The organism is Paraburkholderia sp. BCC1886 (genome assembly GCF_900996245.1).
Lineage (GTDB): Bacteria > Pseudomonadota > Gammaproteobacteria > Burkholderiales > Burkholderiaceae > Paraburkholderia.
This window is the reverse complement of sequence record NZ_CAAJGK010000051.1, coordinates 48,810-75,575: the sequence shown is the minus strand read 5'-3', so window position 1 is coordinate 75,575 and position 26,766 is coordinate 48,810. Positions and strand designations below refer to the sequence as shown.

General features: G+C 64.7%; 25 protein-coding genes and 1 riboswitch. Of the genes, 16 read left to right on the top strand and 9 right to left on the bottom strand.

The features are described 5' to 3' along the window. Positions 1–568: 568 nt before the first annotated feature. From FQ746_RS18095 to fliF, 6 genes are all read right to left on the bottom strand, one after another. Positions 569–2,083 carry a flagellar hook-length control protein FliK gene (locus tag FQ746_RS18095; RefSeq protein WP_144110903.1) on the bottom strand — a complete coding sequence of 505 codons (1,515 nt, stop codon included), beginning with the start codon at positions 2,081–2,083 and terminating at the stop codon, positions 569–571. Positions 2,084–2,176: 93 nt separating this feature from the next. Next, positions 2,177–2,626: a flagellar export protein FliJ gene (gene fliJ, locus FQ746_RS18090; RefSeq protein ID WP_144110901.1), complete on the bottom strand. Its 450-nt coding sequence runs from the start codon at positions 2,624–2,626 to the stop codon at positions 2,177–2,179. Between the two features lie 11 nt (positions 2,627–2,637). After that, a complete protein-coding gene (gene fliI / locus FQ746_RS18085) occupies positions 2,638–4,305 on the bottom strand; it encodes a flagellar protein export ATPase FliI (RefSeq protein ID WP_144110900.1) in 1,668 nt (555 codons plus the stop codon). Next, positions 4,299–4,982 carry a flagellar assembly protein FliH gene (fliH, locus tag FQ746_RS18080; RefSeq protein WP_144110898.1) on the bottom strand — a complete coding sequence of 228 codons (684 nt, stop codon included), beginning with the start codon at positions 4,980–4,982 and terminating at the stop codon, positions 4,299–4,301. Before fliH ends, fliI begins: the two co-directional genes overlap by 7 nt. After that, positions 4,969–5,964, bottom strand: coding sequence for a flagellar motor switch protein FliG (gene fliG, locus FQ746_RS18075; protein ID WP_144110896.1), 996 nt, complete (start codon positions 5,962–5,964; stop codon positions 4,969–4,971). Before fliG ends, fliH begins: the two co-directional genes overlap by 14 nt. Next, positions 5,954–7,738, bottom strand: coding sequence for a flagellar basal-body MS-ring/collar protein FliF (gene fliF, locus FQ746_RS18070; RefSeq protein WP_144110894.1), 1,785 nt, complete (start codon positions 7,736–7,738; stop codon positions 5,954–5,956). Before fliF ends, fliG begins: the two co-directional genes overlap by 11 nt. Before the next feature lie 240 nt (positions 7,739–7,978). Here fliF and fliE point away from each other — a divergent pair, with 240 nt between their 5' ends. The 7 genes from fliE to FQ746_RS18035 all read left to right on the top strand — a co-directional run bounded on the left by fliE (position 7,979) and on the right by FQ746_RS18035 (position 12,191). Then, complete coding sequence (fliE, locus tag FQ746_RS18065) at positions 7,979–8,341, top strand: flagellar hook-basal body complex protein FliE (protein WP_144110892.1); 363 nt, start codon at positions 7,979–7,981, stop codon at positions 8,339–8,341. 240 nt (positions 8,342–8,581) lie between these two features. Continuing rightward, a complete protein-coding gene (fliS, locus tag FQ746_RS18060; RefSeq protein ID WP_144110890.1) occupies positions 8,582–9,016 on the top strand; it encodes a flagellar export chaperone FliS in 435 nt (144 codons plus the stop codon). Continuing rightward, positions 9,013–9,339, top strand: a complete 327-nt coding sequence (locus FQ746_RS18055) for a flagellar protein FliT (protein WP_144110888.1) — start codon at positions 9,013–9,015, stop codon at positions 9,337–9,339. The genes fliS and FQ746_RS18055 overlap by 4 nt, the downstream gene beginning before the upstream one ends. A gap of 128 nt (positions 9,340–9,467) precedes the next feature. Further along, a complete protein-coding gene (locus FQ746_RS18050) occupies positions 9,468–11,048 on the top strand; it encodes a flagellar hook-length control protein FliK (protein ID WP_144110886.1) in 1,581 nt (526 codons plus the stop codon). Continuing rightward, the gene (locus FQ746_RS18045; protein WP_144110884.1) at positions 11,048–11,404 is read left to right on the top strand and encodes an EscU/YscU/HrcU family type III secretion system export apparatus switch protein; all 357 of its coding nucleotides are present in this window, start codon (positions 11,048–11,050) and stop codon (positions 11,402–11,404) included. The genes FQ746_RS18050 and FQ746_RS18045 overlap by 1 nt, the downstream gene beginning before the upstream one ends. Before the next feature lie 87 nt (positions 11,405–11,491). Beyond that, entirely contained in the window at positions 11,492–11,845 is a 354-nt protein-coding gene (locus FQ746_RS18040; RefSeq protein ID WP_144110882.1) for a type II toxin-antitoxin system RelE/ParE family toxin, read from the top strand. 61 nt (positions 11,846–11,906) lie between these two features. After that, a complete protein-coding gene (locus tag FQ746_RS18035; RefSeq protein WP_144110880.1) occupies positions 11,907–12,191 on the top strand; it encodes an XRE family transcriptional regulator in 285 nt (94 codons plus the stop codon). 34 nt (positions 12,192–12,225) lie between these two features. Here the strand turns inward: FQ746_RS18035 and FQ746_RS18030 are convergent, their stop codons facing one another. Then, positions 12,226–13,644: a coniferyl aldehyde dehydrogenase gene (locus FQ746_RS18030; RefSeq protein ID WP_144110878.1), complete on the bottom strand. Its 1,419-nt coding sequence runs from the start codon at positions 13,642–13,644 to the stop codon at positions 12,226–12,228. Positions 13,645–13,716: 72 nt separating this feature from the next. Continuing rightward, positions 13,717–15,438 (bottom strand): isovaleryl-CoA dehydrogenase, encoded by a 1,722-nt coding sequence (locus FQ746_RS18025; protein WP_144110876.1) that lies wholly within the window; start codon positions 15,436–15,438, stop codon positions 13,717–13,719. A gap of 343 nt (positions 15,439–15,781) precedes the next feature. Here FQ746_RS18025 and FQ746_RS18020 point away from each other — a divergent pair, with 343 nt between their 5' ends. Beyond that, complete coding sequence (locus FQ746_RS18020; protein WP_144110874.1) at positions 15,782–17,449, top strand: GMC family oxidoreductase; 1,668 nt, start codon at positions 15,782–15,784, stop codon at positions 17,447–17,449. Between the two features lie 31 nt (positions 17,450–17,480). Here FQ746_RS18020 and FQ746_RS18015 read toward each other — a convergent pair whose 3' ends face one another. Beyond that, a complete protein-coding gene (locus tag FQ746_RS18015; RefSeq protein ID WP_144110872.1) occupies positions 17,481–18,452 on the bottom strand; it encodes a LysR family transcriptional regulator in 972 nt (323 codons plus the stop codon). 112 nt (positions 18,453–18,564) lie between these two features. Between FQ746_RS18015 and FQ746_RS18010 the strand changes: the two genes are divergently transcribed. From FQ746_RS18010 to FQ746_RS17975, 8 genes are all read left to right on the top strand, one after another. Further along, positions 18,565–19,014: a CidA/LrgA family protein gene (locus FQ746_RS18010; protein WP_144110870.1), complete on the top strand. Its 450-nt coding sequence runs from the start codon at positions 18,565–18,567 to the stop codon at positions 19,012–19,014. 17 nt (positions 19,015–19,031) lie between these two features. Beyond that, positions 19,032–19,766, top strand: coding sequence for an LrgB family protein (locus FQ746_RS18005; RefSeq protein ID WP_144110868.1), 735 nt, complete (start codon positions 19,032–19,034; stop codon positions 19,764–19,766). Positions 19,767–19,882: 116 nt separating this feature from the next. After that, complete coding sequence (locus FQ746_RS18000) at positions 19,883–20,677, top strand: glycosyltransferase family 2 protein (protein WP_144110867.1); 795 nt, start codon at positions 19,883–19,885, stop codon at positions 20,675–20,677. Between the two features lie 64 nt (positions 20,678–20,741). Beyond that, positions 20,742–20,883, top strand: a riboswitch (S-adenosyl-L-homocysteine riboswitch). A 33-nt stretch (positions 20,884–20,916) separates the two neighbouring features. Continuing rightward, the gene (gene ahcY, locus FQ746_RS17995) at positions 20,917–22,338 is read left to right on the top strand and encodes an adenosylhomocysteinase (protein WP_144110865.1); all 1,422 of its coding nucleotides are present in this window, start codon (positions 20,917–20,919) and stop codon (positions 22,336–22,338) included. A gap of 117 nt (positions 22,339–22,455) precedes the next feature. Continuing rightward, positions 22,456–22,809: a phage holin family protein gene (locus FQ746_RS17990; protein WP_144110863.1), complete on the top strand. Its 354-nt coding sequence runs from the start codon at positions 22,456–22,458 to the stop codon at positions 22,807–22,809. Between the two features lie 19 nt (positions 22,810–22,828). Continuing rightward, positions 22,829–23,659: a methylenetetrahydrofolate reductase [NAD(P)H] gene (gene metF, locus FQ746_RS17985; RefSeq protein ID WP_144110861.1), complete on the top strand. Its 831-nt coding sequence runs from the start codon at positions 22,829–22,831 to the stop codon at positions 23,657–23,659. Positions 23,660–23,959: 300 nt separating this feature from the next. Next, positions 23,960–25,588 carry an ABC transporter substrate-binding protein gene (locus FQ746_RS17980; protein WP_144110859.1) on the top strand — a complete coding sequence of 543 codons (1,629 nt, stop codon included), beginning with the start codon at positions 23,960–23,962 and terminating at the stop codon, positions 25,586–25,588. A 149-nt stretch (positions 25,589–25,737) separates the two neighbouring features. Continuing rightward, the gene (locus tag FQ746_RS17975) at positions 25,738–26,751 is read left to right on the top strand and encodes an ABC transporter permease subunit (RefSeq protein WP_144110857.1); all 1,014 of its coding nucleotides are present in this window, start codon (positions 25,738–25,740) and stop codon (positions 26,749–26,751) included. The last annotated feature ends 15 nt before the right edge of the window (positions 26,752–26,766 follow it).

The window sequence follows — 26,766 nt, the reverse complement described above, 5'->3', positions numbered from 1 at the left end:
CGCCACCATCAATCCTGAAAAGACGATATGACTGCCTGAAAAGTGTTACCCATGTCCCGGCACGGGTGTTACCTATGTCCTGAGTCCATACACCGCCGCAAAGAAAAGTAGGCAAAAGAAAGCGGCTCACACCGCTAATTCTTAAGTGGGAACCGCGCGAGATTCTTGGTAGTGGTGCATCTGGAATCCGGTCCCCCGCACATTCCGCGGTAGTGACAAAGCACTCATCAGCTCCCACTCCGCACTGCGTGCGTCGCGGATGGGAACACCACGGAAAGCGAAAAAGCGAGGGGGTAGAACGACCCGGGGGCGCGCGAAGCGCCGCCGGAAGAATGACTGCCTTGTCACAAGAGCGGAATGTGCGAGGGCACGGATTCCAGATGCACCACTACCAAAGACCTCGCGCGGCTGCCGCTTAATGGTTAGCGGTTTGAGCCCGCTTTCTTTTGCCTACTTTTCTTTGCGGCGGCAAAGAAAAGTAGGTGCCCCCCCGCACAGGGGGAACGCTAATAGACCACTACCAAAGCAAGGAGAGGCCAAGAGCCAAAAAGGCCGAACGGCAAAAACCTTAAGCAAACGTATCAACCAACCCAACAACCCGCCGCACGCCGCCCCCGCTACTGGCAGCGCCAACAAGAACACCCGCATCAGAAGCGCCGCCAGCACCCCCACCTCCACCCCCACTCCGCCCCGCGGACCACCCAGTGTCCGCCTGCTGCTGCTGCTGCTGCTGCTGGCTCCTCCCCCCAAACCCATCACTCACACTCGCACTCCCCAACCCAATCCCATTCGACTCCATCGCCTCCCGCAACTTCGGCAACGCCGCCTCCACCGCCTCCCGCACCTGCTGATGCTGCGAAACAAACAACGCATGCGCATGGTTATCCGCCACCTGCAACACCACCTGCAACGGCCCGAGATCCTTCGGATTCAACGTCAACTCGGCACTCTGCGAATGCGCATTCGATAAAAACACCACCTTCTGACTCAACGCGTCTTCCCAGTCGCTCGTGCCGACCTGCGGCGTTATCGCGTTCGCCGCATCCGCTGCACCCGCATTGCCCGTCGTCTGCGCCGCCGCCGTCGTACTAACCGCACCCGCCGCAGCCTGCGTGGCAGCCTGCGCCGCCGCCGCGGCATCGGCCGCCGTCTTGAACGACGCCAGATCGCCCGTCAACGCACCCGCGTCGCCAGCCGCCAGCGCAGCCGCCGCCGCACCCGCCGTCGCACCAGCGTCAGTCGCAGCCGGAGTCGCAGCAGCCGTCAACAACGCCGCCTTGCTAGCATTCGATCCCTTACCGTCGCCAAACAGGCCCGCCGCCAACGTCTTGCTGTCCACCGCGCCACTCAGGCTGCCAGCCCCTCCCGCCAGACCGCTCGCCTCCACGCCATTCGGCAGCGCCTGCGGCGCGACGACGCCCTGACCGCTCGCGAGCGCAGCCAGCGCCGCCTGCAAGGCATCCGGCAAGGTCTTCGAATCGGTCGACGCCGTCTTCTTGCCAGCCGCCGTGCCCGTCGTGCCGTCCAGCGTCGTATCGGTCAAGGCCGTCGTGGGATCCGTCGTCGCATTCGCCGTCGTTGCATCCGGCGCGTCGGCCGCATTCTGTGCGTCGGCCTGTGCCTGCGCCTGGGCCTGGGCAGCAGCCGCAGCAGCGGCCGTCGCGGCATCGCTCTGCGAGGAACCATTGCCGGACTTCGCCGGCCGCGCCGTGTTCTTGTCCGTCGAAGCCTGCTGCGTATTCTGCGTGCCGTCCGCAGACGAACCCGACGACGCGGCTTTCGTCGTGTCGCTGTCGTCCCTGCTGCTCGCGTCGTCTGCGCTCTTCGTGGACGGGTCGGGCGCCGGCGGCAAATCGTGCACGCTGGACGAAGACGACGAAGACGACGAAGACGGCGACGCCGTCGAAGCGGACGCCGCCTGCTGCTGGCTCGCCGTCTGCGCAGCCACACTGTTTTGCAGATCGATGTTCTGCTGCAAGGTCTGCGAGAACGACGTGGCGTTCGCCGCAGCAGCCAGCGACGCCGCGCTGGACGCGCTGCTGGCCGAGCCGAGCAGCGAACCGATCTGGGAGAGAAGCGACATAGGAGATCCTGTCAATCCATTAAACGAAGTAGGCGGTGCGGAAAGGGCGCTCGGACATCGGGTGCGCCAGGTGCATCAGGTACGTCAAGCCCATCACGCGCCCTCGGCACGCATCCGCAGCACCCTCGCGGCGTGCTCGTCGGCGTCGCGTTGATCGCGGCGCGCAACCGTCTTCGCTTCGGCGGCTTCGCCGCGCGCCTGCAGCACTTCGTACGAGCCGAGTTTCTGTTTCTGACGCTGCCAGTCGGGCTTCGCAGCCTCGAGGCGCGCGGTCGCGGTCTTCAGCAGATTGCGCTGCTGTTCGATCGCGGCGTCGAGCGTGTCGATGAACGACTGGAAATTGCGCATGTTGCCCGCCGGCATCCCGCTCTGTGCGCTGGCCGTGAAGCGCGCGTGATACTCGTCGCGGTATTGAATCAGCGCGTTCAGTTGCGCCTCGACGTCGTTGCGCTCGCGTTGCGCGCGACCTAGCCGTTGCGCGGCGGCATCCACGTCGTCCTGCGCGAGCCCGATGAGCGTCTTGATCGGAAAATGTTTTGCCATTCTCTGCCTCCTCAGGCAAACAGAGCGTCCAGCATCTCGATACTAGGTTCAAAGTTCGCGCACTCGCGAAAACCTTGCTGCAAAAATGCTTCCATCCGCGGATACAGTGCGATCGCGCGGTCGAGCAGCGCGTCGCGCCCGCTCGAATACGCGCCCACGTTGATCAGGTCGCGGTTTCGTTGATAACGCGACAGCATCTGCTTGAACAGGCGCGTCTTTTCCAGATGGTTGTCGTCGATCAGCGCAGTCATCGCCCGGCTGATGGACGCCTCGATGTCGATCGCGGGATAGTGCCCGGCCTCGGCGAGCGAGCGCGACAGCACGATATGGCCGTCGAGAATCGCGCGCGCGGAGTCGGCGATCGGGTCCTGCTGGTCGTCGCCTTCGGTGAGCACGGTGTAGAACGCGGTAATCGAGCCGCCGCCTGCCGGCCCGTTGCCGGTGCGCTCGACCAGCGCGGGCAGCTTGGCGAACACCGAAGGCGGATAACCCTTGGTGGCGGGCGGCTCGCCGACGGCCAGCGCGATCTCGCGCTGCGCCATCGCGTAACGGGTCAGCGAATCCATCAGCAACAGCACGTGCTTGCCCTGATCGCGGAAATATTCGGCGAGCGAAGTCGAATACGACGCGGCCTGCATCCGCAACAACGGCGAGACGTCGGCCGGCGCGGCGATCACCACGGATCGCGCAAGACCTTCCTCGCCGAGAATCTGCTCGATGAATTCCTTCACTTCGCGGCCGCGTTCGCCGATCAGGCCGATCACGATCACCTCGGCGCTGGTGTAGCGCGCCATCGTGCCGAGCAGCACCGACTTGCCGACGCCGGAGCCGGCGAACAGACCCATGCGCTGGCCACGCCCGACGGTGAGCAGCGCGTTGATCGCGCGCACGCCGACGTCGAGCACCTGATGAATCGGCTCACGGTTCAACGGGTTGATGACCGGCGCGGACAAGGGCGCGTCGGCATGCGCGCCGAGCGGGCCGAGGCCGTCGAGCGGTCGGCCGGACGCGTCGAGCACACGGCCGAGCAGTTCCCAGCCGACCGGCAGACGTTTGGCGCCCGCCATCGGATCGGCGATCGGCGCGCTTTCGAGCGGAAACACGCGCGCGCCGGGCAACAGGCCGATCACTTCGGTGGTCGGCATCAGAAACAGTTTGTCGCCGGAAAAGCCCACCACCTCGGCTTCGGCCATCGGCAGGGTGCTGCCGGGCGGCAATTCGATCATCACTTCGGCGCCGACCGACAGGCGCAGACCGACCGCTTCCAGCACGAGACCGGCGGCGCGCGTCAGGCGGCCGCATGCGCGCATCGGCTTGGCGATCGCATTGCGCGCGCGCAGCGCATCGAGCCGGCCGCGCCACGCCTGCACATGCGGGTTGTCGTCGAGCGCGGGATCGTAGGGGAGATGAGCCGCTGCCGCTGCTGCAGCCGGGTCGCGGCTCGCGGCTGCGCCGCTTGCCGGATGAGCCGAAGAGAGATCGCGCGTGGTGAGTTCGGCAGCGCCAGCGTCCGTTTCCGGCGACGTCGCCGCGCCGGTGTCCGCGTCCGTTTCCATTGCGCCGCTTGCATCTTCACCCGCTTCCGCCAGCGCTTCTGCACCGAACGACGCCAGCGCGAGCTCGCGTTCGAGCGGCGTCAGGTCGCTGGCGCGGATCTCTTCGAGCGTCGGCTTCACCATGTGCTCACTTTGCCGAGCGCCGCGGCGACGCGCTCCCAGCGCGTGTCGATGCCCGCGTCCACTTCACCGGTGGCGGCCTGCGCGCGGCAGCCGCCGCGCTCGACCGAGGGGTCGGTGCGCACGGTCCAGCCGCGCGTCTGCAGTTCTTCCATCAGATAGGCTTCGACCACCGGCAGATCGGCGGGGCTCACCACCAGCGCCGGTGCGCCGACCAGCGTGGGTTCCATCGCCAGCACTTCGCGCGCGGCGCCGATCAGCGCGGTCGGGTCGTGCTGGACGTGCTGGCGCACCACCTGTTGGGCGATATCGAGCGCCAGCGTGACCAGCGTTTCGGAGATCGCGCCCTGCGCGCCCTCGAGCGCGGCCTTGAAGGTTTCCGCGAGCGCCGCGAGTTGCGCGGCCTGTTCGCGCGCTTCGCTTTGTCCCTGCGCGAAGCCTTGCGTATGGCCCTGATCGTAGCCGGCCTGGTAGCCGAGCGCCTGGCCCGCCACGTGACCGGACGCGATGCCCTGGGTGTGCGCGGCGTCGCGCAGCCGTTCGAGTTCGGCTTCGAATGCGCGTTCGTCGAAACGGGGTTCGGGCGGCGCGGGCGGCGCCGGGTCGAACGAGGCCATCTCCCAGCGCTGATAAGCCGAGAGATTCGCGTTGCGCGCGGAGTTCGAATCAGACATACGCATCTTCGGCCTTGCCGCCTAGCACGATCTGGCCGCTTTCCGCGAGGTTGCGCACGATCTGCAGAATGCGGCGTTGCTGGGTCTCGACTTCGGACACGCGCACCGGGCCGCGCGCATCGAGGTCTTCGGCGAGCAGTTCGGCGGCGCGTTGCGACATGTTCGACAGGAACTTGGTGCGCAGCGCGGTCGGCGCGCCCTTCAGCGAGATGATCAGCGCCTCGGACTCGACTTCCTTCAGCAACAGCTGGATTGCGCGATCTTCCAGGTCGAGCAGGTTCTCGAACACGAACATCTGATCGATGATCTTCTGCGCGAGTTCCGCGTCGTACTGGCGGACGTTTTCGATTACGCCTTCTTCATGATTGCTCGACATGAAGTTGAGAATCTCGGCCGCGGTGCGGATGCCGCCCATCGGGCTGCGCTTCAGGTTGTCGCTGCCGGACAGCAGGCCCGTCAGCACGTCGTCGAGTTCGCGCAGCGCGGCCGGCTGGATGCCGTCGAGCGTCGCGATACGCAGCAGCACGTCGTTGCGCAGGCGGTCGGTGAACGCGGAGACGATTTCCGATGCCTGATCGCGGTCCAGATGCACGAGGATCGTCGCGATGATCTGCGGATGTTCGTTCTTGATGAGCTCGGCCACCGCCGCCGAGTCCATCCACTTGAGCCCTTCGATCCCACTGGTGTCGCTGCCCTGCAAAATCCGGTCGATGATCGCGCCGGCCTTGTCGTCGCCGAGCGCCTTGGTCAGCACCGAGCGGATGTACTCGTTCGAATCCAGCGACATGCCGGTGTGCTGCTCGGCTTCGCGTACGAACTCCTGCAGCACCTCGTCGATCTGCTCGCGCGTCACGCTCTTCAACGCGGCCATGGCCACGCCGATCTTCTGGACTTCGCGCGGCCCCAGAAACTTGAATACCTGCGCGGCTTCTTCCTCGCCGATCGACATCAGCAGGAGCGCGCTCTTCATTACGCCTTCAGCGCTCATCGGACACCCAGTTTTTCACGACAGTTGCAACGATGCGCGGATCCTGGCGCGCGATATTGCGCGCGAATTCCAGGTTCCGCTCGTATTTGTGCTTCGCGTTTTCGAGCGCGAGCGTTTCGCTATCGGTTTCGATCTGCACGACCGCGCCTTCGCGTTCGGCCGCCGGAATGCCGTCGAGCAGAACCGGCTCGTCCGGCGACGGCAGCGCCGCGACGACCGGCTCGGGCGGCGGGAAGGCGCGGCGCAGCGCCGGCTTCACCATCACGAAGTAGAGGAACAGGGCGACTGCGCCGATGCCGATGTAAGTGGCGATCTGCTTGGCGAGCGCGATCATGTCCGGCGTGCGCCACCAGGGCACGTCCGCGTTCGGATCGATATCGGTCGAGAACGGGCTGTTCACCACGTTGACCGAGTCGCCGCGCGACGCGTCGAAGCCCATCGCATCCTTCACCAGCTGGTTGACCTGCGCGAGCTTGTCGGCGGTGACCGGCTGCATGGTCGCGTGACCCTTGCCGTCGACCACCCGCAGATAGTTGACCACCACCGCCACCGACAGACGCTTGATGCCGCCCATCGGCTGTTCGAGGTGACGCACCGTCTTGTCGAGTTCGTAGTTGGTGGTGGCGTCCTTGCGATCGCTGACCGGCGTGGTGGTCACGCCGCTCGCGCCGTTCGGCGCATTGATCGGCGCGGACGCGGGTTGCGGCGGCTGGTTCGACAGCGCGCCGGGCACGCCCGAGGCGCCGCTTTGCGACATATCGGTCGCGCTGCTGGTTTGCTGGCTGCGAATCGCGGCTTGCTGCGGATTGCCGTTCGGGCCGTAGTTCTCCGAGGTCTGCTCGCTATGCGAGAAGTCGATGTCGGCGCTCACCTGCGAGTGCGCATTGCCCGAGCCGAACAGCGGCGAGAGGATCGCGTCGATACGCTGCTGCGTGTTGCGCTCGATCTGCTGGCGGTATTTCAGTTGCGACGCGTCCAGACCGCTGCCGGTGGACGGCTGGGTCAGCAGGTTGCCGTCCTGGTCGAGAATGGTCACGCCTTTGACCGGCATGTCCGGCACCGCCGACGACACCATATGCGTGATCGCCAGCACCTGGCCTTCGTCGAGCACGCGGCCCGGGAACAGGTTCACCAGCACGGCGGCCGACGGCGCTTCCTTGTCGCGCACGAATACCGAAGGCTTCGGAATCGCCAGATGCACGCGCGCCGACTTGACGGTCGAGATCGATTCGATAGTGCGTTCCAGCTCGCCTTCGAGCGCGCGCTGATAGTTGATCTGCTCGGCGAACTGGCTGATACCGAATTTCTGGTTGTCCATCAGCTCGAAGCCGACCGAGCCGCTCTTCGGCAGGCCCTGCGACGCGAGCCGCAGCCGCATTTCATGCACCTGCTCGGCCGGCACGAGGATGGCACCGCCCACGTCGGAGAACTTGTAGGGGATGTTGGCCTGCTGCAGCGCGGTAATGATGGCGCCGCCGTCGTTGTCCGACAGGTTGCTGTACAGCACCTTGTAGTCCGGCGCGCGCGACCACAGGAACAGGCCCGCGACCACGGCGATCAGCAGCGCGACCGCGAAAATCAGCGGCGCGCGCGGGTTGCCGCGCATTTGCGCGAGGCCGGACAGGCGTTGGCCGAAATTGCCACCCAACCCGCCCAGGTCGGCGCCGCCGCTGGCGCCGGGCTGGCCGGCGCCGGCAGCACCGGCGCCCGGCTGCGCGCCGGCGAGGCCCATGCGGGCGTCGGGGTTGATCAATGAGTTGGCTGACGAATCCATGCGTCGGGGATCTCCGGGGATGCCTTTGCGTTCTGCCGCGAGAGCCGCGCCGAGGGTCGGCGAGGCGTGCAGACAGAGACTTTCACCCTTGAAATTATCCGCAGCGCGGCTCAACCCGATTGCCCGAATAGAGCGGGGTTTCCCCCCTAGTTTCGGGGCTTTCGCGCAAGGGCCGCTGCTATGCTTTCATCCCAGATCGGCAGGGTTTGGACAAGCCGGTCGTCAATTCCTGGAGAGAACATGACTATGCCCGTGAACGCGCTCGGCTCGGCGCTCCAACAGATGCAGGCGATGGCGGCCCAGGCGGCCGGCAGCAGCAATGTGGCGGACGCCGGTGCGGTAGGCGAGTCCGGCGCGGCAACGGCCGGCGCGGCATCGGCCGGCGGTTTCGCGTCGGCCCTCAAGGCGTCGCTCGACAAGATCAGCGGCGATCAGACCAAAGCGATGGGCGAATCCCAGGCGTTCGAACTGGGCGCGTCGAACGTGTCGCTGAACGACGTGATGGTCGACATGCAGAAGGCCAACGTCGGCTTCCAGTTCGGCCTGCAGGTGCGCAACAAGCTTGTGTCCGCGTACAACGACATCATGCAGATGCAGGTGTGAACCCGGCCCGGGTGGCCACGCCGTTCTGCCCACCCGAGCCGTGATGACCGCCGCGGCTTGCCGCGGCACGACTCGCGCGTCATGGGCCTTTGCGTCATGTGCCCCTTAATCCTCCTTACACTGGCCTAAAGCTTTCCCGCCGCCTATCCGATAACCAGGTACAGGCAAAAAACCGGGTGTGGCAGTCTGCCCGGGTCGGGATGCCGTGACCAACCGCAATGCAAGAGAGGAGGAGCGCCGATGTTTTCCCCAGGACACTCTGGAGCCAATGCGTACGCACGCGTGGGCGTCGAGACAGGGGTGATGGGCGCGAGTCCGCATCGTCTGATCGTGATGTTGTATCAAGGTGCGCGGCGCGCGATTGCGCAGGCCCGCATGCACGTGCAGCAAGGGAATGTGCCGGCTCGTGGCGAGGCGATCGGCAAGGCGATTCAGATCGTCGAAAGCGGGCTGCAACAGTCGCTCAACGTGGAAGCGGGCGGCGAGATTGCAGAGCGGTTGGACGCGCTCTACTCGTATATGACGCGCCGGCTGCTCGAAGCCAATATAAAACAGAGCGAGACGATGCTGGTCGAGGTAGACGGCCTGCTGGCGACGCTCGAAGAGGCATGGATCGGGATTGCCCCGGAGATCGCGCGGATGGCAGCCCAGCCGGCCGCGGAAAGCATGAGATGACATCGAAAGCAGAATACTTCGCCCGCTACGAGGCGATTGCAGTGGTTTCGCGGCATATGCTGCTGGCGGCCCGGCGCGCGCTGTGGAACGACCTGGTCGATCTGCAGGAAGAGTACCGGTGTCTGGTGGATGCATTGAAAGACGCCGACGACGGCATCAGTCTCGACGAAGCCGAACGCCTGCGCAAATACGCACTGATCCGGCAGATTCTCGCCGACGACGCGGCTATCCGCGATCTGGCGAACCCGCGCATGGCTACGCTCGCGGCGCTGTTCGCCGGGCGGCCGACCCGGGTGCTCAAGGAGATGTACGGCGCTCGTTGAACCCGGTCGGTGTTGCCGGCCTGGCGCGCGGGTCACCGCTGGCAGATTCGTCGGCTTGCCGGAGTCGGCCAGAGTGTCCTTTATAGGTGCCGCGTGAGCGCCGCCGCTACCGTCACCAAGGAATCGGCATGAACGGAATCGACACGGCGGTTTCCTCGCTGCTTGCGAACCGCGTCGACAGTCTGCTCAATATCGCGCCCGGCAGCGCTGCCGCGACGCGCACGGGCGCACCCGATATCGAGACCGCGCCCGGTGCCGGCACCGCCGTCGCGGCGCCGGATGCGGCTCCCGCGTCCGCACAAACCGCACTGTCCGCCATTGCGCTGACGCTCAACGCCATCGTGCGCTCGGGCGGCGAAGCGACCACGGCGGTGCTCGGCCAGATACCGATCTGGCCTGCGGCGCCCGCGCTCGATATCGAACCGGGTGGCTTGCCGCTGTTCGATATCGCAGATTCTTCCTCTTCTTCCTCTTCTTCCTCATCCGGAAGTTCTTCCGCTGCTACTGCGTCGGCGTCGGGCACGACGGCGGCTGCCAACGTGGCCGCCGCGCAATTGCCGGTTGCCGCGCTCGCGGGCGCGTTGCAGCAAACCGTGAGCGCCAGCGGGCTTTTTTACGAAGCGCATCTCGCCGAGTGGCTCGCCGGTCAGCGCACGCCGGCCGCACTGGCGGGCGAGCCGCAGAACCGGGAAGTCGCAGCCGCCGCACAGCTCGCGCTCGATTGGGCGGATGAGGCGGGCGGTGCGGGCGGTGCGGGTTTAGCGGCGGCGGGTTCGGGGCGGCAAGCGGCGCAGGGTGGGGCGGGGAACGGCGCGGGCGGTGCCTCAGGTGGCGTCTCTGGCGGTGTCTCTGGCGGCGCGGCGAATCCCGTGGCCGACGGCGCTGCTTCGCGCCCGATCCCTTCCATACGAACCGCGCAGGCGGCGCGTTTCGTTGCCGGTGAAGTGATGGCGAGTTCGCTGTCCGATCTGAATAGTCAGCCGGTTCATGGCAATCCTCATAACGCCGGCGTGTCGCTGGATCTCGGCGGATCGGCGAATTCGCAGACGATGACCGCGGCGGTGCATCCCGCGACGGTGCCGCTGGTGCGTCAGCAACTGGATATGCTCGCCACCGGTCAGTTCCGTTGGACCGGCGAGGCGTGGCCGGGCGCGCCCCTCGACTGGACCATCGAACAGGAAGGCGACGAGTGGAATCGCAGCGGCGGCGGCGCCGCAAGCGACGACGATCAGCCCTGGCGCACGCGGCTGACGCTATCGTTGCCGACGCTCGGCACCATCGATGCCGATCTGACGCTCACCGGTAGTCAACTGGTGGTGCGCGTGCAGGCGAGTCCCGGCGGCGCTGCGCGGCTGACGACCGAGGGCGAGAGCTTTCGTCAGCGGCTCGCGGCGGCGGGGATCGACTTGAGCGGGCTGACGATCCGGGAGATCGGGGGGAATGCGTCGGGGTCTGGCGGAGCGGGCGCAGGGGCGGCGGCGCAGGCGGCGTCGGCGTATGCGCGTTCGGCTTCGGCGGCGACGAGTTCGACCGCAAGTTCGGCGGCTGGCTCGGCGACCCACGCGGCGACCAGCTCGGCAACGGCCGCTGCGGCGGCTTTTCAAGCCGCGGGCGGTTCGGTGGATCAGGCTTATCAGGCGTATCAGGTGTACCGGCCGGAAAGCGACGGCCCGGCCGCGCCGCGCACCGACTTCGACTGGGAGATGTGATGAGCCGCAAACACCGCCGCAGCGCGGCCGCGCTCGTCTACGACGCCAACAGCGGCGATGCGGCGCCACGGGTGATCGCGAAGGGCTACGGCTTGCTCGCCGAGATGATCGTCCAGCGTGCCAAAGAGGCGGGGCTGTACGTGCACGAAGCGCCGGAAATGGTCTCGCTGCTGATGCAGGTCGACCTCGATTCGCGCATTCCGCCACAGTTGTATCAGGCGGTCGCGGAATTGCTGGCGTGGCTGCACCGGCTGGAAAGCGGTGCGGCGGACGAGCCGCGCGGGCCGGGTCGGAGCGACGCGCAAGATGTGATCGACGTGGTGGCGACGGAGGTGGGTGGGGAGGCGGGACGGTGATTTCCAATCGGAATATCAACTAAAAACGGTTTACATTTTGTACCAAAGTTGGTACGTTTATCCCTTCGAAAAACTTCGAATCGACTGATGGCCGGTACTGTAGAAATTGTCCTGTCCGTTTATTTTTTTCAGACGGAAAGCGGTAACGAGCCCGTTCGGCAGTGGCTGAAAGAGCTCGATGCTCAGGACCGCAAGGTCATTGGCGAGGAGGTCAAGACCGTGCAGATCGGCTGGCCCTTGGGCATGCCGCTCGTGCGCAAGATGGGCAAAGATTTGTGGGAAGTTCGTATTACGTTGCCGCGACGTATCGCCCGCATCATTTTCACTGTACTGGGCGGCAAAATGGTCTTGCTGCATGGCTTCATCAAGAAATCTCAGGCAACGCCGGCAGACGATCTCAACGTGGCCAAAGAAAGGTTGCGTCAGTTGAGAAAAGTCTAGGATTTACGCGCATACCGTTGCGTATCCACGTTCTGTCCTAGGGCTAATTGAGGAGTTACACATGCCAAACAAGCACATAGGAAGCAATTTCGACGAGTTTCTTGCCGAAGAGGCGCTTCTGGAAGAAGCGACCGCAGTTGCGATCAAGCGTGTCATCGCCTGGCAAATCCAGCAGGAAATGAAAGCGCAGCATCTTTCCAAAACGGCGATGGCGATGAGGATGAAAACCAGTCGCGCGGCCCTGAACCGTTTACTCGATGAAACCGATACGAGTCTGACGTTGACGACTTTGGCGAGCGCCGCCGCGGCGCTCGGAAAGCAGTTTCGCTTCGAGCTCGCGGCTTGATGCGCAGCATGGGCAACGCTCCAGCCCGCCCCCCTCAAAACCGCATCATCACCTTCAAAAGCGCATTCACCCGCTTGCCATAAGGCGGCGAGATCCAGCCGCGGAAATTCACTCGCGCCTGCGTCAGGATCGGCTTCATCTTCGAGAAGGTCACGAAGCCTTCGTACCCGTGATACGCGCCCATCCCGCTCGCGCCAACGCCGCCGAACGGCAGGCTCTCGCACGCCAGGTGCATCAGCGTCTCGTTGATCGCCATGCCGCCCGCAATCGTCTCGCGCGTCACGCGTTCGATCGTCGCGGAGTCGTCCGCGTACAGATACAGCGCGAGCGGACGCGGCCGGGTGTTGACCCACGCGATCGCGTCGTCGAGCGTGTCGTAAGGGACGATCGGCAGCAGCGGCCCGAAGATTTCTTCCTGCATCAGCGCACTCCCGTCCGGCGCCCCGGTCACGGCGATCAACGGGAAACGGCGGCTCGCCGGATCGGGCGTGCTGTCGGTCAGCCGATGCAACTGCGCGCCGGCGGCCTCGGCTTCATCCGCGAGACGTTGCAGGCGCGCGAAGTGACGCTCCGAAATGATCGACGTGTAGTCGGGATTGTTCGCGAAGCCCGGGTACATCTTCGCCATGCGCGCGCGCGCCCGTTCGACGAAGGCCTGCTCCTTGCCGCGCGGCACCAGCACGTAATCCGGCGCGATGCAGGTTTGCCCTGCGTTGAGCGTCTTGCCGGCAATCAGGTTGTCGACCGCATTGTCGAAGCGCGCATGCGCGCCGATGATGGCCGGCGACTTGCCGCCCAGTTCGAGCGTGACCGGCGTGAGATGCTCGGCGGCGGCACGCATCACCTCGTGGCCGACCTTGGTCGAGCCCGTAAACAGCAGATGATCGAACGGCTGCGCACTGAACGCGGCCGCCAGCGTCGCGTCGCCGTTCACGACCGCAACGTGATCGCGTGCGAAGGTCTGGGCGATCAGCGTTTCGAATAGCGCCGACGTGCGCGGCGTCAGTTCCGACATCTTGACGATCGCGCGATTGCCGGCCGTCAACGCGCTGATCAGCGGACCGGCGGCCAGCAGCACCGGATAATTCCACGGCACGATGATGCCGATCACGCCGAGCGGTTGCGGCACGACCTTCGCGCGCGCCGGCATCAGCCACTTGTTGGTGCTGCGGCGCTGCGCTTTCATCCAGCGTTTGCCGTGCCTGAGCGCGGCGTCGATCTCTTCTTTCACCAGCAGGAATTCGGCAAGCAGCACTTCCTGTTTCGCGCGATTGCCGAAGTCGGCGTTCATCGCGTCGGCGAGCGCGTCGCGATTGTCGAGCATGACTTTACGCAGCGCCCGGAGATGCGACGCACGCGTGTCCCACGAAGGGTACGGCGCGCGCAGATAAGCATGGCGCTGGTCGCGCAACAGCGCGTCGAGTGCGGCGACTTCGGGCAGATCGTTCTTCATGTCGTGGGCTCTCCCTGATGATGGTGAATGCGCGTCGGGGCGCGCTTTCTGATTTCGATTCGCTGCGTGAGGTCAGGCAGGAAATGCCCGCTCGACGATCGCCGCGTGATCGATAGTCGAGGGCAGCGTGCCGTACACGCGGCCGCTTTCGCCGCAGCCGTCGGCGAGCCGCGTGTCGATGAACGCATCGGCAATCGCGGCGGGGGCGTACTTCGCGAGCAGGCTGGCCTGCGCAATCAGCACGAGTTGTTGCGCGATGCGGCGTGCCGCGCTTTCGCGGCCGTCGGCCGGACCGGTCAGCGTGGCGACCAGCCGGCCGAGCGCGGCGCGCAGAGCCGGGTGACCTTGCGCGTCGGTCTGCCATTCGGCGAAGAGTGCCTGCGCGGCGTCGGGCTCGCGTTCCATCGCGCGCAGCACGTCGAGGCACATCACGTTGCCCGAGCCTTCCCAGATCGAATTCACCGGCGCTTCGCGGTAGAAGCGCGCCATCGGACCGGTCTCGACATAACCGTTGCCGCCCCAGACCTCCATGGCCTCGCCGGTGAATTCCAGCGCACGCTTGCAGACCCAGTATTTCGCGGCCGGCGTGACGATACGCCGCCATGCGCGTTGCGCGGGCGAGGCCGTCGCGGTATCCGCCGAATCTTCGAACGCGCGCGCGAGATGCATGAAGAGCACGGTCGCGGCTTCCGATTCCAGGGCGAGATCGGCGAGCACGTTGCGCATCAGCGGCTGGTCGACCAGCCGCCGGCCGAACGCGCTGCGATGGCGCGCGTGGTGAATGGCCTGCACGAGCGCCGCGCGCATCAACGCCGCGCTGCCGATCACGCAATCGAGCCGCGTGTAGTTCGCCATTTCGATGATGGTCGGCACACCGCGTCCTTCGTCGCCGATCATCACGCCGTAAGCGTCGAGGAATTCGACCTCGCTGCTCGCGTTCGAACGATTGCCGAGCTTGTCTTTCAGACGCTGGATCTGCACGGCGTTTTTCTGGCCGTCCGGCCTGAAGCGCGGCACGAAGAAGCAGGACAGGCCGTTGTGATCGTCGGTGCGCGCCAGCACCAGATGCGCGTCGCACTGAGGCGCGGAGAAAAACCATTTGTGGCCGACGAGGCGGTACTCGGCGCCGCGACCGCTGCCGCGCGTGGCTGTCGCGCGGGTCTGATTGCTGCGCACGTCGGAGCCGCCCTGTTTCTCGGTCATGCCCATGCCGATCATCGCCGAGCGCTTCTGCGATAACGGCACGTCGCGCGGATCGTGCTCACGGGTATAGAGCTTGTCGCGCAGCAGGTCGAACAGCGCGGGCTCGCGTTGCAGGACGGGAATGCTGGCGAAGGTCATCGTCAGCGGACACAGCGAACCGGATTCGAGTTGCGCATGCAGAAAGTAACCGGCGCAACGCGCGACCATCGCACCCGCGCGCGGCTCGGAAAACGGTAGCGCGTGCAGGCCTTCGCCGCGCAGCAGCGCGAGCAGCGTATGCCATGACGGATGGAATTCGAGCGCGTCGACGCGTTCGCCGCGCGGATCGTGGGTGAAGAGTTCGGGAGAGTGACGGTTCGCCAGTTCGGCGAGCGCGAGGGTGTCCGGCGTGCTCAGCGCCGCGCCGTGCCGCAGCAGTGTGTCGCGCTGCCAGCCGGCGCCTTCGCGGTCGAGCGCAGCGCTCAAAGCGGTATCGCTCGAAAAGAGGTTGTAGCCGGCTAGCGGCGGAACCTGATTCGTCACTTCGTGCGTGCGACCCAGGCCCGGCGATTCCCTCGGCAATTCCTCTTGCAGATCCTCGTGCGATTGCATCTCTGTCTCCGTTCATCGCTTGCGTTGCAGTCTGCGGATTCGCCGCGTCGCCAGGTAGGCGCCGGCAGTAATCGGCTCTGCGCTGTTTTATCGTGGCGTGCCATGCCGCACGCTGGGAGGAAGGCGTCACCGACGCCGCGTTTGAATGCCGCTCATGGCCGTCTGGCGGGCGCATGCGCGTCTTTCATCATAGGGGCGCGACCACCGTTCCGTTTAGAGGAATCGCTCTGCCGCGAACTTGCCGCGACCTGCGAACGCTCCCTACAATGCCGTGAAAACACACGTAGACAAGTGTGCACGAGACAGGGTTCGCGAGCAACGCGACCCCACCCAGGAGGAGCGGATGCAATACGACTACATCATCGTCGGCGCCGGTTCGGGCGGTTGCTCGCTGGCGAGCCGCCTCGCCGATAGCTGCCCCGACGCGACCATCGCGCTGATCGAAGCCGGGCCGCATACGGAACGCAATCTGTTCGTCAACATGCCGGTCGGCGTCGCGATCGTGGTGCCGAACAAGCTCAAGACCAATTACGGTTATCTGACTACGCCGCAGCCGGGCCTCGGGGGCCGCCAGGGGTATCAGCCGCGCGGCCGGGGCTTTGGCGGATCGAGCGCGATCAACGCGATGATTTACACGCGCGGTCATCCACTGGATTACGACGAATGGGCCGAGCTGGGTTGCACCGGCTGGTCATGGCCGGAGGTGCTGCCGTATTTCCGGCGCGCCGAAGGCAACGAGCGCGGCGCAGATGCCTGGCATGGCGACGGCGGACCGCTGACCGTGTCCGATCTACGCTTTCAGAACCCGTTCTCGAAGCGGTTTGTCAAAGCCGCGCTCGAAGCCGGCTATCGACCCAACAGCGATTTCAACGGAGCCGAACAGGAAGGCGTCGGCTTCTATCAGGTCACGCAGCGCGACGGCCGCCGGTGCAGCGTCGCGCAGGCCTACATCTACGATCGCAAGCGGGCGAATCTGCATACCATCGCCGACGCGACCGTGTTGCGCGTGGTCTTCGACGGCAAGCGCGCGAGCGGCGTCGAGGTCGTGCGCGGCGGACGCACGGAAACGCTAGAGGCGCGCGCCGAGGTGATCCTCGCGGCGGGCGCGTTCAATTCGCCGCAACTGTTGATGTGCTCGGGAATTGGCCCGGCGGCGGATTTGCGGAAGCTCGGCATCGAGGTGCTGCACGACGCACCGGAGGTCGGCCAGAACCTGATCGATCACGTCGATTTCACCATCAACAAACGCGTGTCGTCGATCGAACCGACCGGCTTCTCGATTCGCGGCATCGCGCGAATGCTGCCGCAGTTCGCCGCTTTCCTGCGTCATGGCCGCGGCATGCTGTCGAGCAACGTCGCCGAGGCGGGCGGTTTTCTGAAGAGCCGCCCGACGCTTGCTCGGCCCGACCTGCAACTGCACTTCTGCGCGGCGATCGTCGACGATCACAACCGTCATATGCATTGGGGCCACGGCTATTCGCTGCACGTCTGCGTGTTGCGGCCGCATAGCCGCGGCACGGTGACGCTCGCTAGCGCGGACGCACGCGTCGCGCCGGTGATCGATCCGCGCTTCTTAAGCGATTCGCGCGATCTGGACCTGCTGGTGGAAGGCGCGCAGATGGCGCGGCGCATTCTCGATGCGCCGTCGCTCGCGCTGCATGGCGGCAAGGAGTTGTACACGCATCCGGGCCAGTCGGCGGCGGAGTTGCGCCGGACCATCGCCGAGCGCGCGGACACCATTTATCACCCGGTGGCGACCTGCCGGATGGGCAGCGACGCGCGTTCGGTGGTGGATCCGCAGTTGCGGGTGCGTGGCGTGAGCGGATTGCGGATCGTCGATGCTTCGGTGATGCCGACGCTGATTGGCGGCAACACGAACTCGCCGACGGTGATGATCGGCGAGCGCGCGGCCGAGTTGATCGCGGCGGCGCGTCGCGAAGGGCCGACGGTGCAGTCCGTGCAGACGGAAGCCGGCGTGGCGCGAACCGGTGTCGCGGCGAACGCCGCCTGAGCACGAGCGTTTCTCTAACAGCGCCGTGCCGTTATTCGCTGGATGACGACGATGCCGGAGCCGCGTCCCCGCCGGCCGTATCGATGTCGATGCCCGGCCACAGCATGAAGTCGTCGCCGGCCAGCCCCGGCGTCACCTCGCGCGCGACCTCGAGCCACGCGCGCGCCGCGTGCGAGAGATAACCGTTGCGTCGCCAGCCGATCGCCATTTCCCACGGAATCTCCGGTTCCACGACCGGCCGGCAGGTGAACTTCGTGGGGTCGAGCCGCCGGCAATACGGCGCGGGCAGCAACGCGATGCCGACACCCGCCAGCACCAGCGCCGCCATGAAATCCCAATGGGCGCTGCGCCCGACGATGGTTGGCGCGAATCCCGCCGTGCGGCAGGCATTCAGCACCACGTCGTTCAAAGCCAGGCTCTCGCCGTAGAACACGAAGGGCTCGTTAGCGAGTTGCGCGAGCGGCACTTCCTGCAACGCGTCCCATTGCGAGCCGATGCGGCTCACCAGCCAGAGCAGTTGCCGCGACATCGGCAGGACGTCGAGGTTGTCGGGGTCGACCGGCAGCAGGACGCCGCCCAATTCCAGTTCGCCGTGGATCAACGCGGTTTCGATCGCGCGCGCGCCCTGTTCGAAGAGCTTCAGTTCGATCTTGGGATGACGCTGGCGAAACGCCGCGATGGCTGGGGTGAAGAGCGCGCCACCCATCGGCGGAATGCCGATCGTGAGTTCGCCGCGGCCCAACGTGCCGAGATCGCTCAACTCGGCCTGCAATTGCGCATGCGCGGCGAGCACGTCCTGACCGCGCTGATAGACGATGCGCCCGGCATCGGTCAGCACCATCTGGCGGCCGTCGCGCAACAGCAGCGGCGAGCCGATTTCATCTTCCAGCGACTTCACCATCTTGCTGATGGTCGGCTGGGTCACGAACATCTGCTCGGCAGCCGCGGTGAAGCTCTGCTGGCGAACCACTTCGACGAAGTATCGCAGCGCACGCAGTTCCACGATGGGAGCTCCAGAATTCCAAATCGGAATGATTTCGATGATTGTAAGTCATTATATTTATGCGGGGTCAGTCCATATACTGGGTTGCTGTAAAAATCACCCAGGGAATGCCATGACGTCGCCTCGCTTTGCTTCACCTCTTCGCGGCAGCGGCGCGTGGCGCCTCCTGAGCATTGCCGTGCAGAGCGCCGCGATTGCCGGTGTCTGGCTTCTGGCCGATTTCATTGTGCGGCGGTTTCAGCTGCCGGTGCCCGGCGGCGTGGTCGGGTTGCTGGCCTTGCTCCTCCTCCTGTTCTGCGGCGGCATTGCGCCGCGCTGGATCAAGGCCGGCGCCGACTGGCTGTTGTCGGACATGCTTCTGTTCTTCATTCCGGCGGCGGTCGCCGCGGTGCAGTACGGCGGGCTGTTTCGCGAAGACGGCTGGCGGCTCGCGCTCGTCGTGGCGGCGGGAACACTCATGGTGATGGTGGCCGTGGCCTTTGCCGTCGAGCAGGCCGTGCGACTGGAGCGGCGTCTCGCGCTGCGCCGGGTGAGGATCGCGCGGCAGACCGCGCGCCTGTGATGTTGCCCGCTGATTCGATGAACACGCTCTCCACCTCGCTCTACACCGCGCTTTTCGCCGACGCCGCCGCCCGTCTGATCGCGGCCGGCTGCCTCCTGCTGACCGTGGTGCTGTATTTCGCGTCGAAAGCGCTATACGCGCGTTGCAAGTCGCTGTGGCTCACGCCGCTGGTGGCCGTGCCGGTGGTGTTGTGCGCGGTGATCCTGCTCGCGCATATTCCCTATCCGCTCTACTTTCGGGACACCCGCTGGCTGATGTGGTTGCTTGGGCCGGCGACGGTCGCGTTCGCGGTGCCGATCTACGAATACCGCGACTTGCTGAAGCGCCACTGGATTTCGCTGACCGTGGGCGTGGCGGTCGGCATTCTGGTCGGCGTGGGCGGCTCGTTGCTGCTGGCGCGGCTGCTGCATCTGTCGCCCGAGTTGCAGCGCAGTCTGATGACGCGTTCGGTATCGACGCCGTTCGCGCTCGCGGTTTCCGACAGAATTCATGCGCCGAAGGACCTGACCGCGCTGTTCGTCATCGCGACGGGCGTATGCGGCATGTTGTTCGGCGAACTGGTGCTGGGTCTCGTGCCGCTGCGCACGCGTCTCGCGCGCGGCGCGCTGTTCGGCGCGGCCGCGCATGGCATCGGCACCGCGAAGGCGCGCGAACTCGGCAGCGAGGAGGGCGTGGTCGCCAGCCTGACGATGATGATCGCCGGCGTCGTGATGGTGCTGCTCGCGCCGATGCTCGGCCTGCTGCCGATCTGATCCGACGCCGCTCGCGGACTGCGCCGCCGCTCGCTCTGTAATTCGAGATGGAGCTGTGCCGAGGCGGGATAAACTCGCCGCAATTTCTTATCGGCACGGCCCGCCCGGTTCACGTCATGACGCCCATCTCGATCATCATTCCCTGCTACAACAGCGCGGCGACCTTGGCGCGCGCCCTGCAAAGCTGCCGTTTGCAGCCGGAAGCCGCGCAGATCATCGTGGTGGACGACGGCTCCACCGACACGTCGGCCGAGATCGTCGGCTATTACGGCAGCCGCGATCCGCGCATCGGTTTGCTGACCATGCCGGTCAACGGCGGCGCGGCGCGGGCGCGCAACTGGGGCGCGCTGCATGCCACCCACGAGTTGCTGGCTTTTATCGATGCCGACGACGAATATCTGTCCGGCGCACTCGCCGCCGCCAGTTCGTTTCTCACTCGACATCCACGCGAAGTGTCCGTGCGGCTCGATGTCGACTACTGCGATTTTCCTGCCGAACTCACCGGCCACGCCGACTTCGCCGCGCATGCGGCCACGCTCAGCAATACCGTGCCGAGCAGTCTGATCATCCGCCGCGCCGCGTATAACGCGCTCGGCGGTTTTCCGATGGACGACGCGTTCCGGCGTATCGGCGGCGAAGACGGCGCGTTTTCCTGGGCGCTGCGCGCGATTTTCGGCAACCCGCGTCTGGACGATGCCAAACGCGTACGCATGCACTATCACGCCGGCATTCACGCCGAACGCTACTTCCGCATCGCGCTCGGTTTGCAGGCGCCCGACGCCGCCGACATGGCCGACGCGTTCCGCTACTCCCGGCAGTTTCTCGATTCCGCGCGCGCGGGCATCGAACAATTGCGCTCGGCCAACCTGTTCGCCGGCGCTGCCGCAGACGAGGCATCCGCCGCCTCATAAGCCTTCCACGCGCTTCCCCGCGGCCACGCCACGAAGCCATCTCGATTTGCTACAATCGCCGTTCGTCTTCGAGGAGCGTTGCGACGGGATCTGCGAATCGGCTTGTTTTCAAGCCCGATGCGCCCGCCAGGCTCGAAGGCTTCAATCGGTGGACCTGCATTGCCTGACCCGCAGAAGTCCGCCGCATCGAACCGCGCTCACGTCAAATTTCTAGTCAATTTCTTAGAAAGGAGGGCGTGATGAACGCCGCAGTTATCGATTCCCAGGCTTCCCAGGACTATCTCGTTGCCGACCTGTCGCTCGCCGACTGGGGCCGCAAGGAGCTCAACATCGCCGAGACCGAAATGCCCGGTCTCATGCAAACGCGCGAAGAGTACAAGACGTCGCAGCCGTTAAAGGGTGCACGTATCGCAGGTTCCCTGCACATGACCATCCAGACCGGCGTGTTGATCGAGACGCTCACCGCGCTCGGCGCCGACGTACGTTGGGCATCGTGCAACATCTTCTCGACGCAGGATCATGCCGCGGCGGCCATCGCCAAGGCCGGCACGCCGGTGTTCGCGTTCAAGGGCGAATCGCTCGACGAATACTGGGAGTTCTCGCACCGCATTTTCGAATGGCCGAACGGCGAATTCGCCAACATGATCCTCGACGACGGCGGCGACGCCACGTTGCTGCTGATCCTCGGCTCGAAGGCCGAAAAAGACCGCTCGGTGATCGCCAAGCCGACCAATGAAGAAGAAGTCGCGCTGTACAAGTCGATCGCCTCGCACCTCGATGCCGACCCGACGTGGTACTCCACGCGCCTGTCGCACATTCAGGGCGTGACGGAAGAAACCACCACTGGCGTGCACCGTCTGTATCAGATGGAAAAAGAAGGCCGCCTGCCGTTCCCGGCCATCAACGTCAACGACTCGGTGACCAAGTCGAAATTCGACAATCTGTATGGCTGCCGCGAGTCGCTGGTCGACGGTATCAAGCGCGCGACCGACGTGATGATCGCCGGCAAGATCGCAGTGGTCGCAGGCTACGGCGACGTGGGCAAGGGCTGCGCGCAATCGCTGCGCGGCCTGGGCGCTACGGTGTGGGTCACGGAAATCGATCCGATCTGCGCACTGCAGGCAGCGATGGAAGGCTACCGTGTCGTGACGATGGAATACGCAGCCGACAAGGCCGACATCTTCGTGACGGCAACCGGCAACTTCCACGTGATCGGCCACGATCACATGGCGGCGATGCGCAACAACGCGATTGTCTGCAACATCGGCCACTTCGATTCGGAAATCGACGTCGCGTCGACCCGTCAGTACACGTGGGAAAACATCAAGCCGCAAGTCGACCACATCATTTTCCCGGACGGCAAGCGCGTCATTCTGCTGGCCGAAGGGCGTCTGGTGAACCTCGGTTGCGCAACGGGTCACCCGTCGTTCGTCATGTCCGCATCGTTCACGAACCAGACGATCGCGCAGATCGAACTGTTCGTGCACGGCGACAAGTACGAAAACAAGGTCTACGTGCTGCCGAAGCACCTCGACGAAAAAGTGGCGCGTCTGCATCTGGGCCGCATCGGTGCCGAACTGACCGTGCTGTCCGACTATCAGGCAAGCTACATCAGCGTCGACAAGAACGGTCCGTTCAAGCCGAACCACTACCGCTACTAAGCCGCTACCAGGCAAGCAGGCGGTCCGACCCAATAACGAAGCGGCGCAACAGGCGCCGCTTTGTTCGCCGACCGCTTCCTTTCGTTCAATGAATATCCTGCCTGCAAGGAGCTCTACATGACCGTGCTGCTGACCTGGCTGATCAACGCACTCGCGCTGCTCATCATCACGTATCTCGTTCCGTCGATTCATCTACGCAGTTTCGGCACCGCCCTGATCGTCGCGGTGGTGCTCGGGTTGATCAACACCGTGTTGCGCCCGGTGCTGATCCTGCTGACGTTGCCCGTCACCATTCTCACGCTCGGGCTCTTCATTCTGGTGGTGAACGCGTTGTGTTTCTGGTTGTGCGCGTCGCTGCTGAAGGGATTCGAGGTATCGGGGTTCTGGTCGGCGTTCATCGGCTCGATCCTCTACAGCATCGTCTCGTGGATCCTGTCCGCGGTTATTTTCGGCAACCGCAGTTTAGGTTGACCCGGCTGACTACTGAATCATGAATCCGATCGAACTTTCATTCGAATTCTTCCCGCCGAAAACGCAGGAAGGCGTCGACAAGCTGCGCGCCACCCGTGCGCAACTCGCTCCGCTCAAACCCAAGTTCGTGTCCGTCACGTTCGGCGCGGGCGGCTCGACGCAACAGGGCACGCTCGACACCGTCGTCGATATGGCGAAGGAAGGCATCGAGGCTGCGCCGCACGTGTCGTGCATCGGCTCGTCCAGGGAGAGCCTGCGGGCGATTCTCAACGAGTACCGCTCGCATGGCATCCGCCATATCGTCGCGCTGCGCGGCGACCTGCCCTCGGGCATGGGCGAAGTTGGCGAATTGCGTTACGCGTCGGAACTGGTGAGCTTCATTCGCGCCGAGTTCGGCGACTGGTTCTGGATCGAGGTGGCGGGCTACCCCGAATACCATCCGCAATCGCGCTCGCCGCGTCAGGACCTGGAAAACTTTGCCCGCAAGGTGAAGGCCGGCGCCAATTCGGCGATCACGCAGTACTTCTTCAACGCCGACGCGTATTTCCGTTTCGTCGACGACGCGAAGGACCTGGGCGTGGACGTGCCGATCGTGCCGGGCATCATGCCGATCACGAACTTCTCGCAACTGATGCGCTTCTCGGAAATGTGCGGCGCGGAAGTGCCGCGTTGGGTCGCACGCCGTCTGGAAAGTTTTGGCGACGACCGCGAGTCGATTCGCGCATTCGGGCTGGATGTGGTCACCGACCTGTGCCAGCGGCTGATCGACGCGAAAGCGCCGGGCCTGCATTTCTACACGCTCAACGGCGCGGCTGCGACCAAGGCCATTTGCGAGCGTCTGGGCGCCTGAATTTGTAGCCACGAGTTCAGCGAGTCCCGAGCTCGCGAACGAATCACCGCACGGTCTTCACGGGCCATGCGGTTTTTTTTCGTCGCTGGGCCGCTATTTTGCTACCGGAAAGGCCTGTGAAAGAACGGTGCGATCAGACGTCGTTGCGCGCGCCGTGCGGGGCGCCATCCTGCGACGGTAAGACGCCCAGGATAGTTTCCGATCGGCAACACGGGTATTTTCCTCCGCTTGGTGGTGCGCCCCAAGCTCAAGTAAGATCGCGCTACACCGGCGGGAGCCGGTTCCGAACCTGGAGGAAACATGAAGCAAAACAATCTGTTGCGCGCCGTGCGTGTTACGACGCTCGTCGCCGCCGCAGCGGCATCGACGGTGGGCGCAGGCGTTGCGCGCGCCGAGATTCCGAACAAAACCCTGGTCTATTGCTCAGAAGGCAGCCCTGCGGGTTTTGATCCTGCCCAGTACACCACGGGCACCGACTTCACGGCCAACACGTTCACGGTCTACAACCGTCTGGTCGAATTCGAACGTGGCGGCACCAAGGTCGAACCAGGCCTCGCAGAAAAGTGGGAAGTCTCGCCGGACGGCAAGACCTACACGTTCCATCTGCGTCATGGCGTGAAGTTCCAGACCACCTCGTTCTTCAAGCCCACGCGCGAATTCAATGCGGACGACGTGATCTTCACGTTCGAGCGCATGCTCGACCCGGACCAGCCGTTCCATAAGGCCTACCCGGTGCAGTTCCCGTACTTCACCGACATGGGTCTCGACAAGCTCATCACCAAGGTCGAGAAGGTCGATCCGTACACCGTCAGGTTCACGCTGAAGGAAGTCAACGCGCCGTTCATCCAGAATCTGGCGATGGAGTATGCGTCGGTCCTGTCGAGCGAATACGGCGACCAGTTGCTGAAGGCCGGCAAAGCCGCCGACATCAACCAGTATCCGGTCGGCACGGGCCCGTTCATCTTCCGCAGCTACACGAAAGACGCGACCATCCGCTTCGACGGCAATCCGGATTACTGGAAGCCGAACGCCGTGAAAATCTCCAAGCTGATTTTCTCGATCACACCGGACGCCGGCGTGCGCGTGCAGAAGATCAAGCGCGACGAATGTCAGGTGATGAGCTATCCGCGTCCGGCCGACATCGCGCCGCTGAAGTCGGAAGCGAATCTCGCGATGCCGTCGCAACCGGGTTTCAACCTCGGCTACCTCGCTTACAACGTCACGCATAAACCGGTCGACAAGCTCGAAGTGCGTCAGGCGCTGGACATGGCGATCAACAAGAAGGCGATCATCGAGTCGGTGTATCAGGGCGCCGGTCAGGCCGCGACCAATCCGCTGCCTCCGACGCAATGGTCCTATGACAAGAACCTGAAGGGCGCGTCCTACGATCCGGAGAAGGCCAAGGCTCTGCTCGCCAAGGCGGGCTTCCCGAACGGCTTCGACCTCACGCTGTGGGCGATGCCGGTGCAACGCGCGTACAACCCGAACGCCCGTCTGATGGCGGAAATGATCCAGGCCGACTGGGCCAAGATCGGCGTGAAGGCGAAGATCGTCACCTACGAATGGGGTGAGTACATCAAGCGCGCGCACGCGGGCGAAGACGACGCCATGCTGATCGGCTGGACCGGCGATAACGGCGATCCGGACAACTGGCTCGGCACGCTGCTCGGCTGCGAAGCGGTGAACGGCAACAACTTCTCGAAGTGGTGCTACAAGCCGTTCGACGATCTGATCCAGAAGGGCCGGGTGACGTCCGATCAGGCCGCGCGCACGACGGCTTATATGCAGGCGCAACAGATCTTCGCGCAGCAACTGCCGTTCTCGCCGATCGCTCACTCGACCGTGTATCAGCCTGTCAGCAAGAAGGTGGTCGACATGCGTATCGAGCCGCTCGGCTATGCGCGCTTCGACGGCGTGAGCGTCAAGTAAGACGATGCACCCGCTATCGAGCGAGTCGTAAAATTTGCGCAGTACGCTTTTCGCACGGTTAGAAAACTGGTCGAAATGGTCCGGCGACCGGGGTCACGAGCCCTCGTCGCCGGTTGCGTTTTTTCTTCATCAAGACCACAGGACGAACCATGTTCCGCTTCGTTTTGCGTCGCATCGGCATGGTGATACCGACGTTCATCGGCATCACGATTCTCGCGTTCGCACTGATTCACCTGATACCGGGCGACCCCATCGAAGTGATGATGGGCGAGCGCGGCGTCGACCCGGCCATGCATGCGGCCGCGATGCACCGCCTCGGACTCGACGAGTCCCTGCCGATGCAATATATCCACTACATCGGACGCGCGCTGCACGGTAATCTCGGCACGTCGATCATCACCAACACCAGCGTGATGGGCGAGTTTCTCGCGCGCTTTCCCGCCACCATCGAACTGTCCATCTGCGCGATGCTGTTCGCGCTGATCGTCGGCTTGCCCGCGGGCGTGTTCGCCGCGTTGAAGCGCGGCACGGTAGTCGATCACGGTGTGATGGGCACGGCGCTGACGGGCTATTCGATGCCGATCTTCTGGTGGGGCTTGATCCTCATCATGGTGTTCTCCGTCAACCTGGGCTGGACGCCGGTGTCGGGCCGCATCGCGGTGGAATACGACATTCCGCACGTCACCGGCTTCATGCTGATCGACTCGCTGATGCCCGGCACCGACGAAGGCTCGTTCAAATCCGCGCTGAGTCACTTGATCCTGCCGGCCATCGTGCTCGGCACGATTCCGCTGGCGGTGATCGCGCGCATGACGCGCTCGTCGATGCTCGAAGTGCTGCGCGAGGACTACATTCGCACCGCGCGCGCGAAGGGTCTGTCGCCGGCGCGGGTGATCGTCGTGCACGCGTTGCGCAATGCGCTGATTCCGGTGGTGACCGTGATCGGCCTGCAGGTCGGCACGCTGCTCGCGGGCGCGGTGCTGACCGAGACGCTGTTTTCGTGGCCCGGCATCGGCAAGTGGCTGATCGACGCGATCAGCCGGCGCGACTATCCCGTCGTACAGGGCGGCATTCTGATGATCGCCACGTTGGTGATCGTCGTGAACCTCGTCGTCGATCTGTTGTACGGCGTGTTGAATCCGCGCATTCGCCATACGAGGTAAGGAGGTCAGAGACGC

Coding starts and splice junctions, on each gene's coding strand:
- FQ746_RS18095 (WP_144110903.1), bottom strand. CDS start 2,083: ATGTCGCTTCTCTCCCAGATCGGTTCGCTGCTCGGCTCGGCCAGCAGC.
- fliJ (WP_144110901.1), bottom strand. CDS start 2,626: ATGGCAAAACATTTTCCGATCAAGACGCTCATCGGGCTCGCGCAGGAC.
- fliI (WP_144110900.1), bottom strand. CDS start 4,305: ATGGTGAAGCCGACGCTCGAAGAGATCCGCGCCAGCGACCTGACGCCG.
- fliH (WP_144110898.1), bottom strand. CDS start 4,982: ATGCGTATGTCTGATTCGAACTCCGCGCGCAACGCGAATCTCTCGGCT.
- fliG (WP_144110896.1), bottom strand. CDS start 5,964: ATGAGCGCTGAAGGCGTAATGAAGAGCGCGCTCCTGCTGATGTCGATC.
- fliF (WP_144110894.1), bottom strand. CDS start 7,738: ATGGATTCGTCAGCCAACTCATTGATCAACCCCGACGCCCGCATGGGC.
- fliE (WP_144110892.1), top strand. CDS start 7,979: ATGACTATGCCCGTGAACGCGCTCGGCTCGGCGCTCCAACAGATGCAG.
- fliS (WP_144110890.1), top strand. CDS start 8,582: ATGTTTTCCCCAGGACACTCTGGAGCCAATGCGTACGCACGCGTGGGC.
- FQ746_RS18055 (WP_144110888.1), top strand. CDS start 9,013: ATGACATCGAAAGCAGAATACTTCGCCCGCTACGAGGCGATTGCAGTG.
- FQ746_RS18050 (WP_144110886.1), top strand. CDS start 9,468: ATGAACGGAATCGACACGGCGGTTTCCTCGCTGCTTGCGAACCGCGTC.
- FQ746_RS18045 (WP_144110884.1), top strand. CDS start 11,048: ATGAGCCGCAAACACCGCCGCAGCGCGGCCGCGCTCGTCTACGACGCC.
- FQ746_RS18040 (WP_144110882.1), top strand. CDS start 11,492: ATGGCCGGTACTGTAGAAATTGTCCTGTCCGTTTATTTTTTTCAGACG.
- FQ746_RS18035 (WP_144110880.1), top strand. CDS start 11,907: ATGCCAAACAAGCACATAGGAAGCAATTTCGACGAGTTTCTTGCCGAA.
- FQ746_RS18030 (WP_144110878.1), bottom strand. CDS start 13,644: ATGAAGAACGATCTGCCCGAAGTCGCCGCACTCGACGCGCTGTTGCGC.
- FQ746_RS18025 (WP_144110876.1), bottom strand. CDS start 15,438: ATGCAATCGCACGAGGATCTGCAAGAGGAATTGCCGAGGGAATCGCCG.
- FQ746_RS18020 (WP_144110874.1), top strand. CDS start 15,782: ATGCAATACGACTACATCATCGTCGGCGCCGGTTCGGGCGGTTGCTCG.
- FQ746_RS18010 (WP_144110870.1), top strand. CDS start 18,565: ATGACGTCGCCTCGCTTTGCTTCACCTCTTCGCGGCAGCGGCGCGTGG.
- FQ746_RS18005 (WP_144110868.1), top strand. CDS start 19,032: ATGAACACGCTCTCCACCTCGCTCTACACCGCGCTTTTCGCCGACGCC.
- FQ746_RS18000 (WP_144110867.1), top strand. CDS start 19,883: ATGACGCCCATCTCGATCATCATTCCCTGCTACAACAGCGCGGCGACC.
- ahcY (WP_144110865.1), top strand. CDS start 20,917: ATGAACGCCGCAGTTATCGATTCCCAGGCTTCCCAGGACTATCTCGTT.
- FQ746_RS17990 (WP_144110863.1), top strand. CDS start 22,456: ATGACCGTGCTGCTGACCTGGCTGATCAACGCACTCGCGCTGCTCATC.
- metF (WP_144110861.1), top strand. CDS start 22,829: ATGAATCCGATCGAACTTTCATTCGAATTCTTCCCGCCGAAAACGCAG.
- FQ746_RS17980 (WP_144110859.1), top strand. CDS start 23,960: ATGAAGCAAAACAATCTGTTGCGCGCCGTGCGTGTTACGACGCTCGTC.
- FQ746_RS17975 (WP_144110857.1), top strand. CDS start 25,738: ATGTTCCGCTTCGTTTTGCGTCGCATCGGCATGGTGATACCGACGTTC.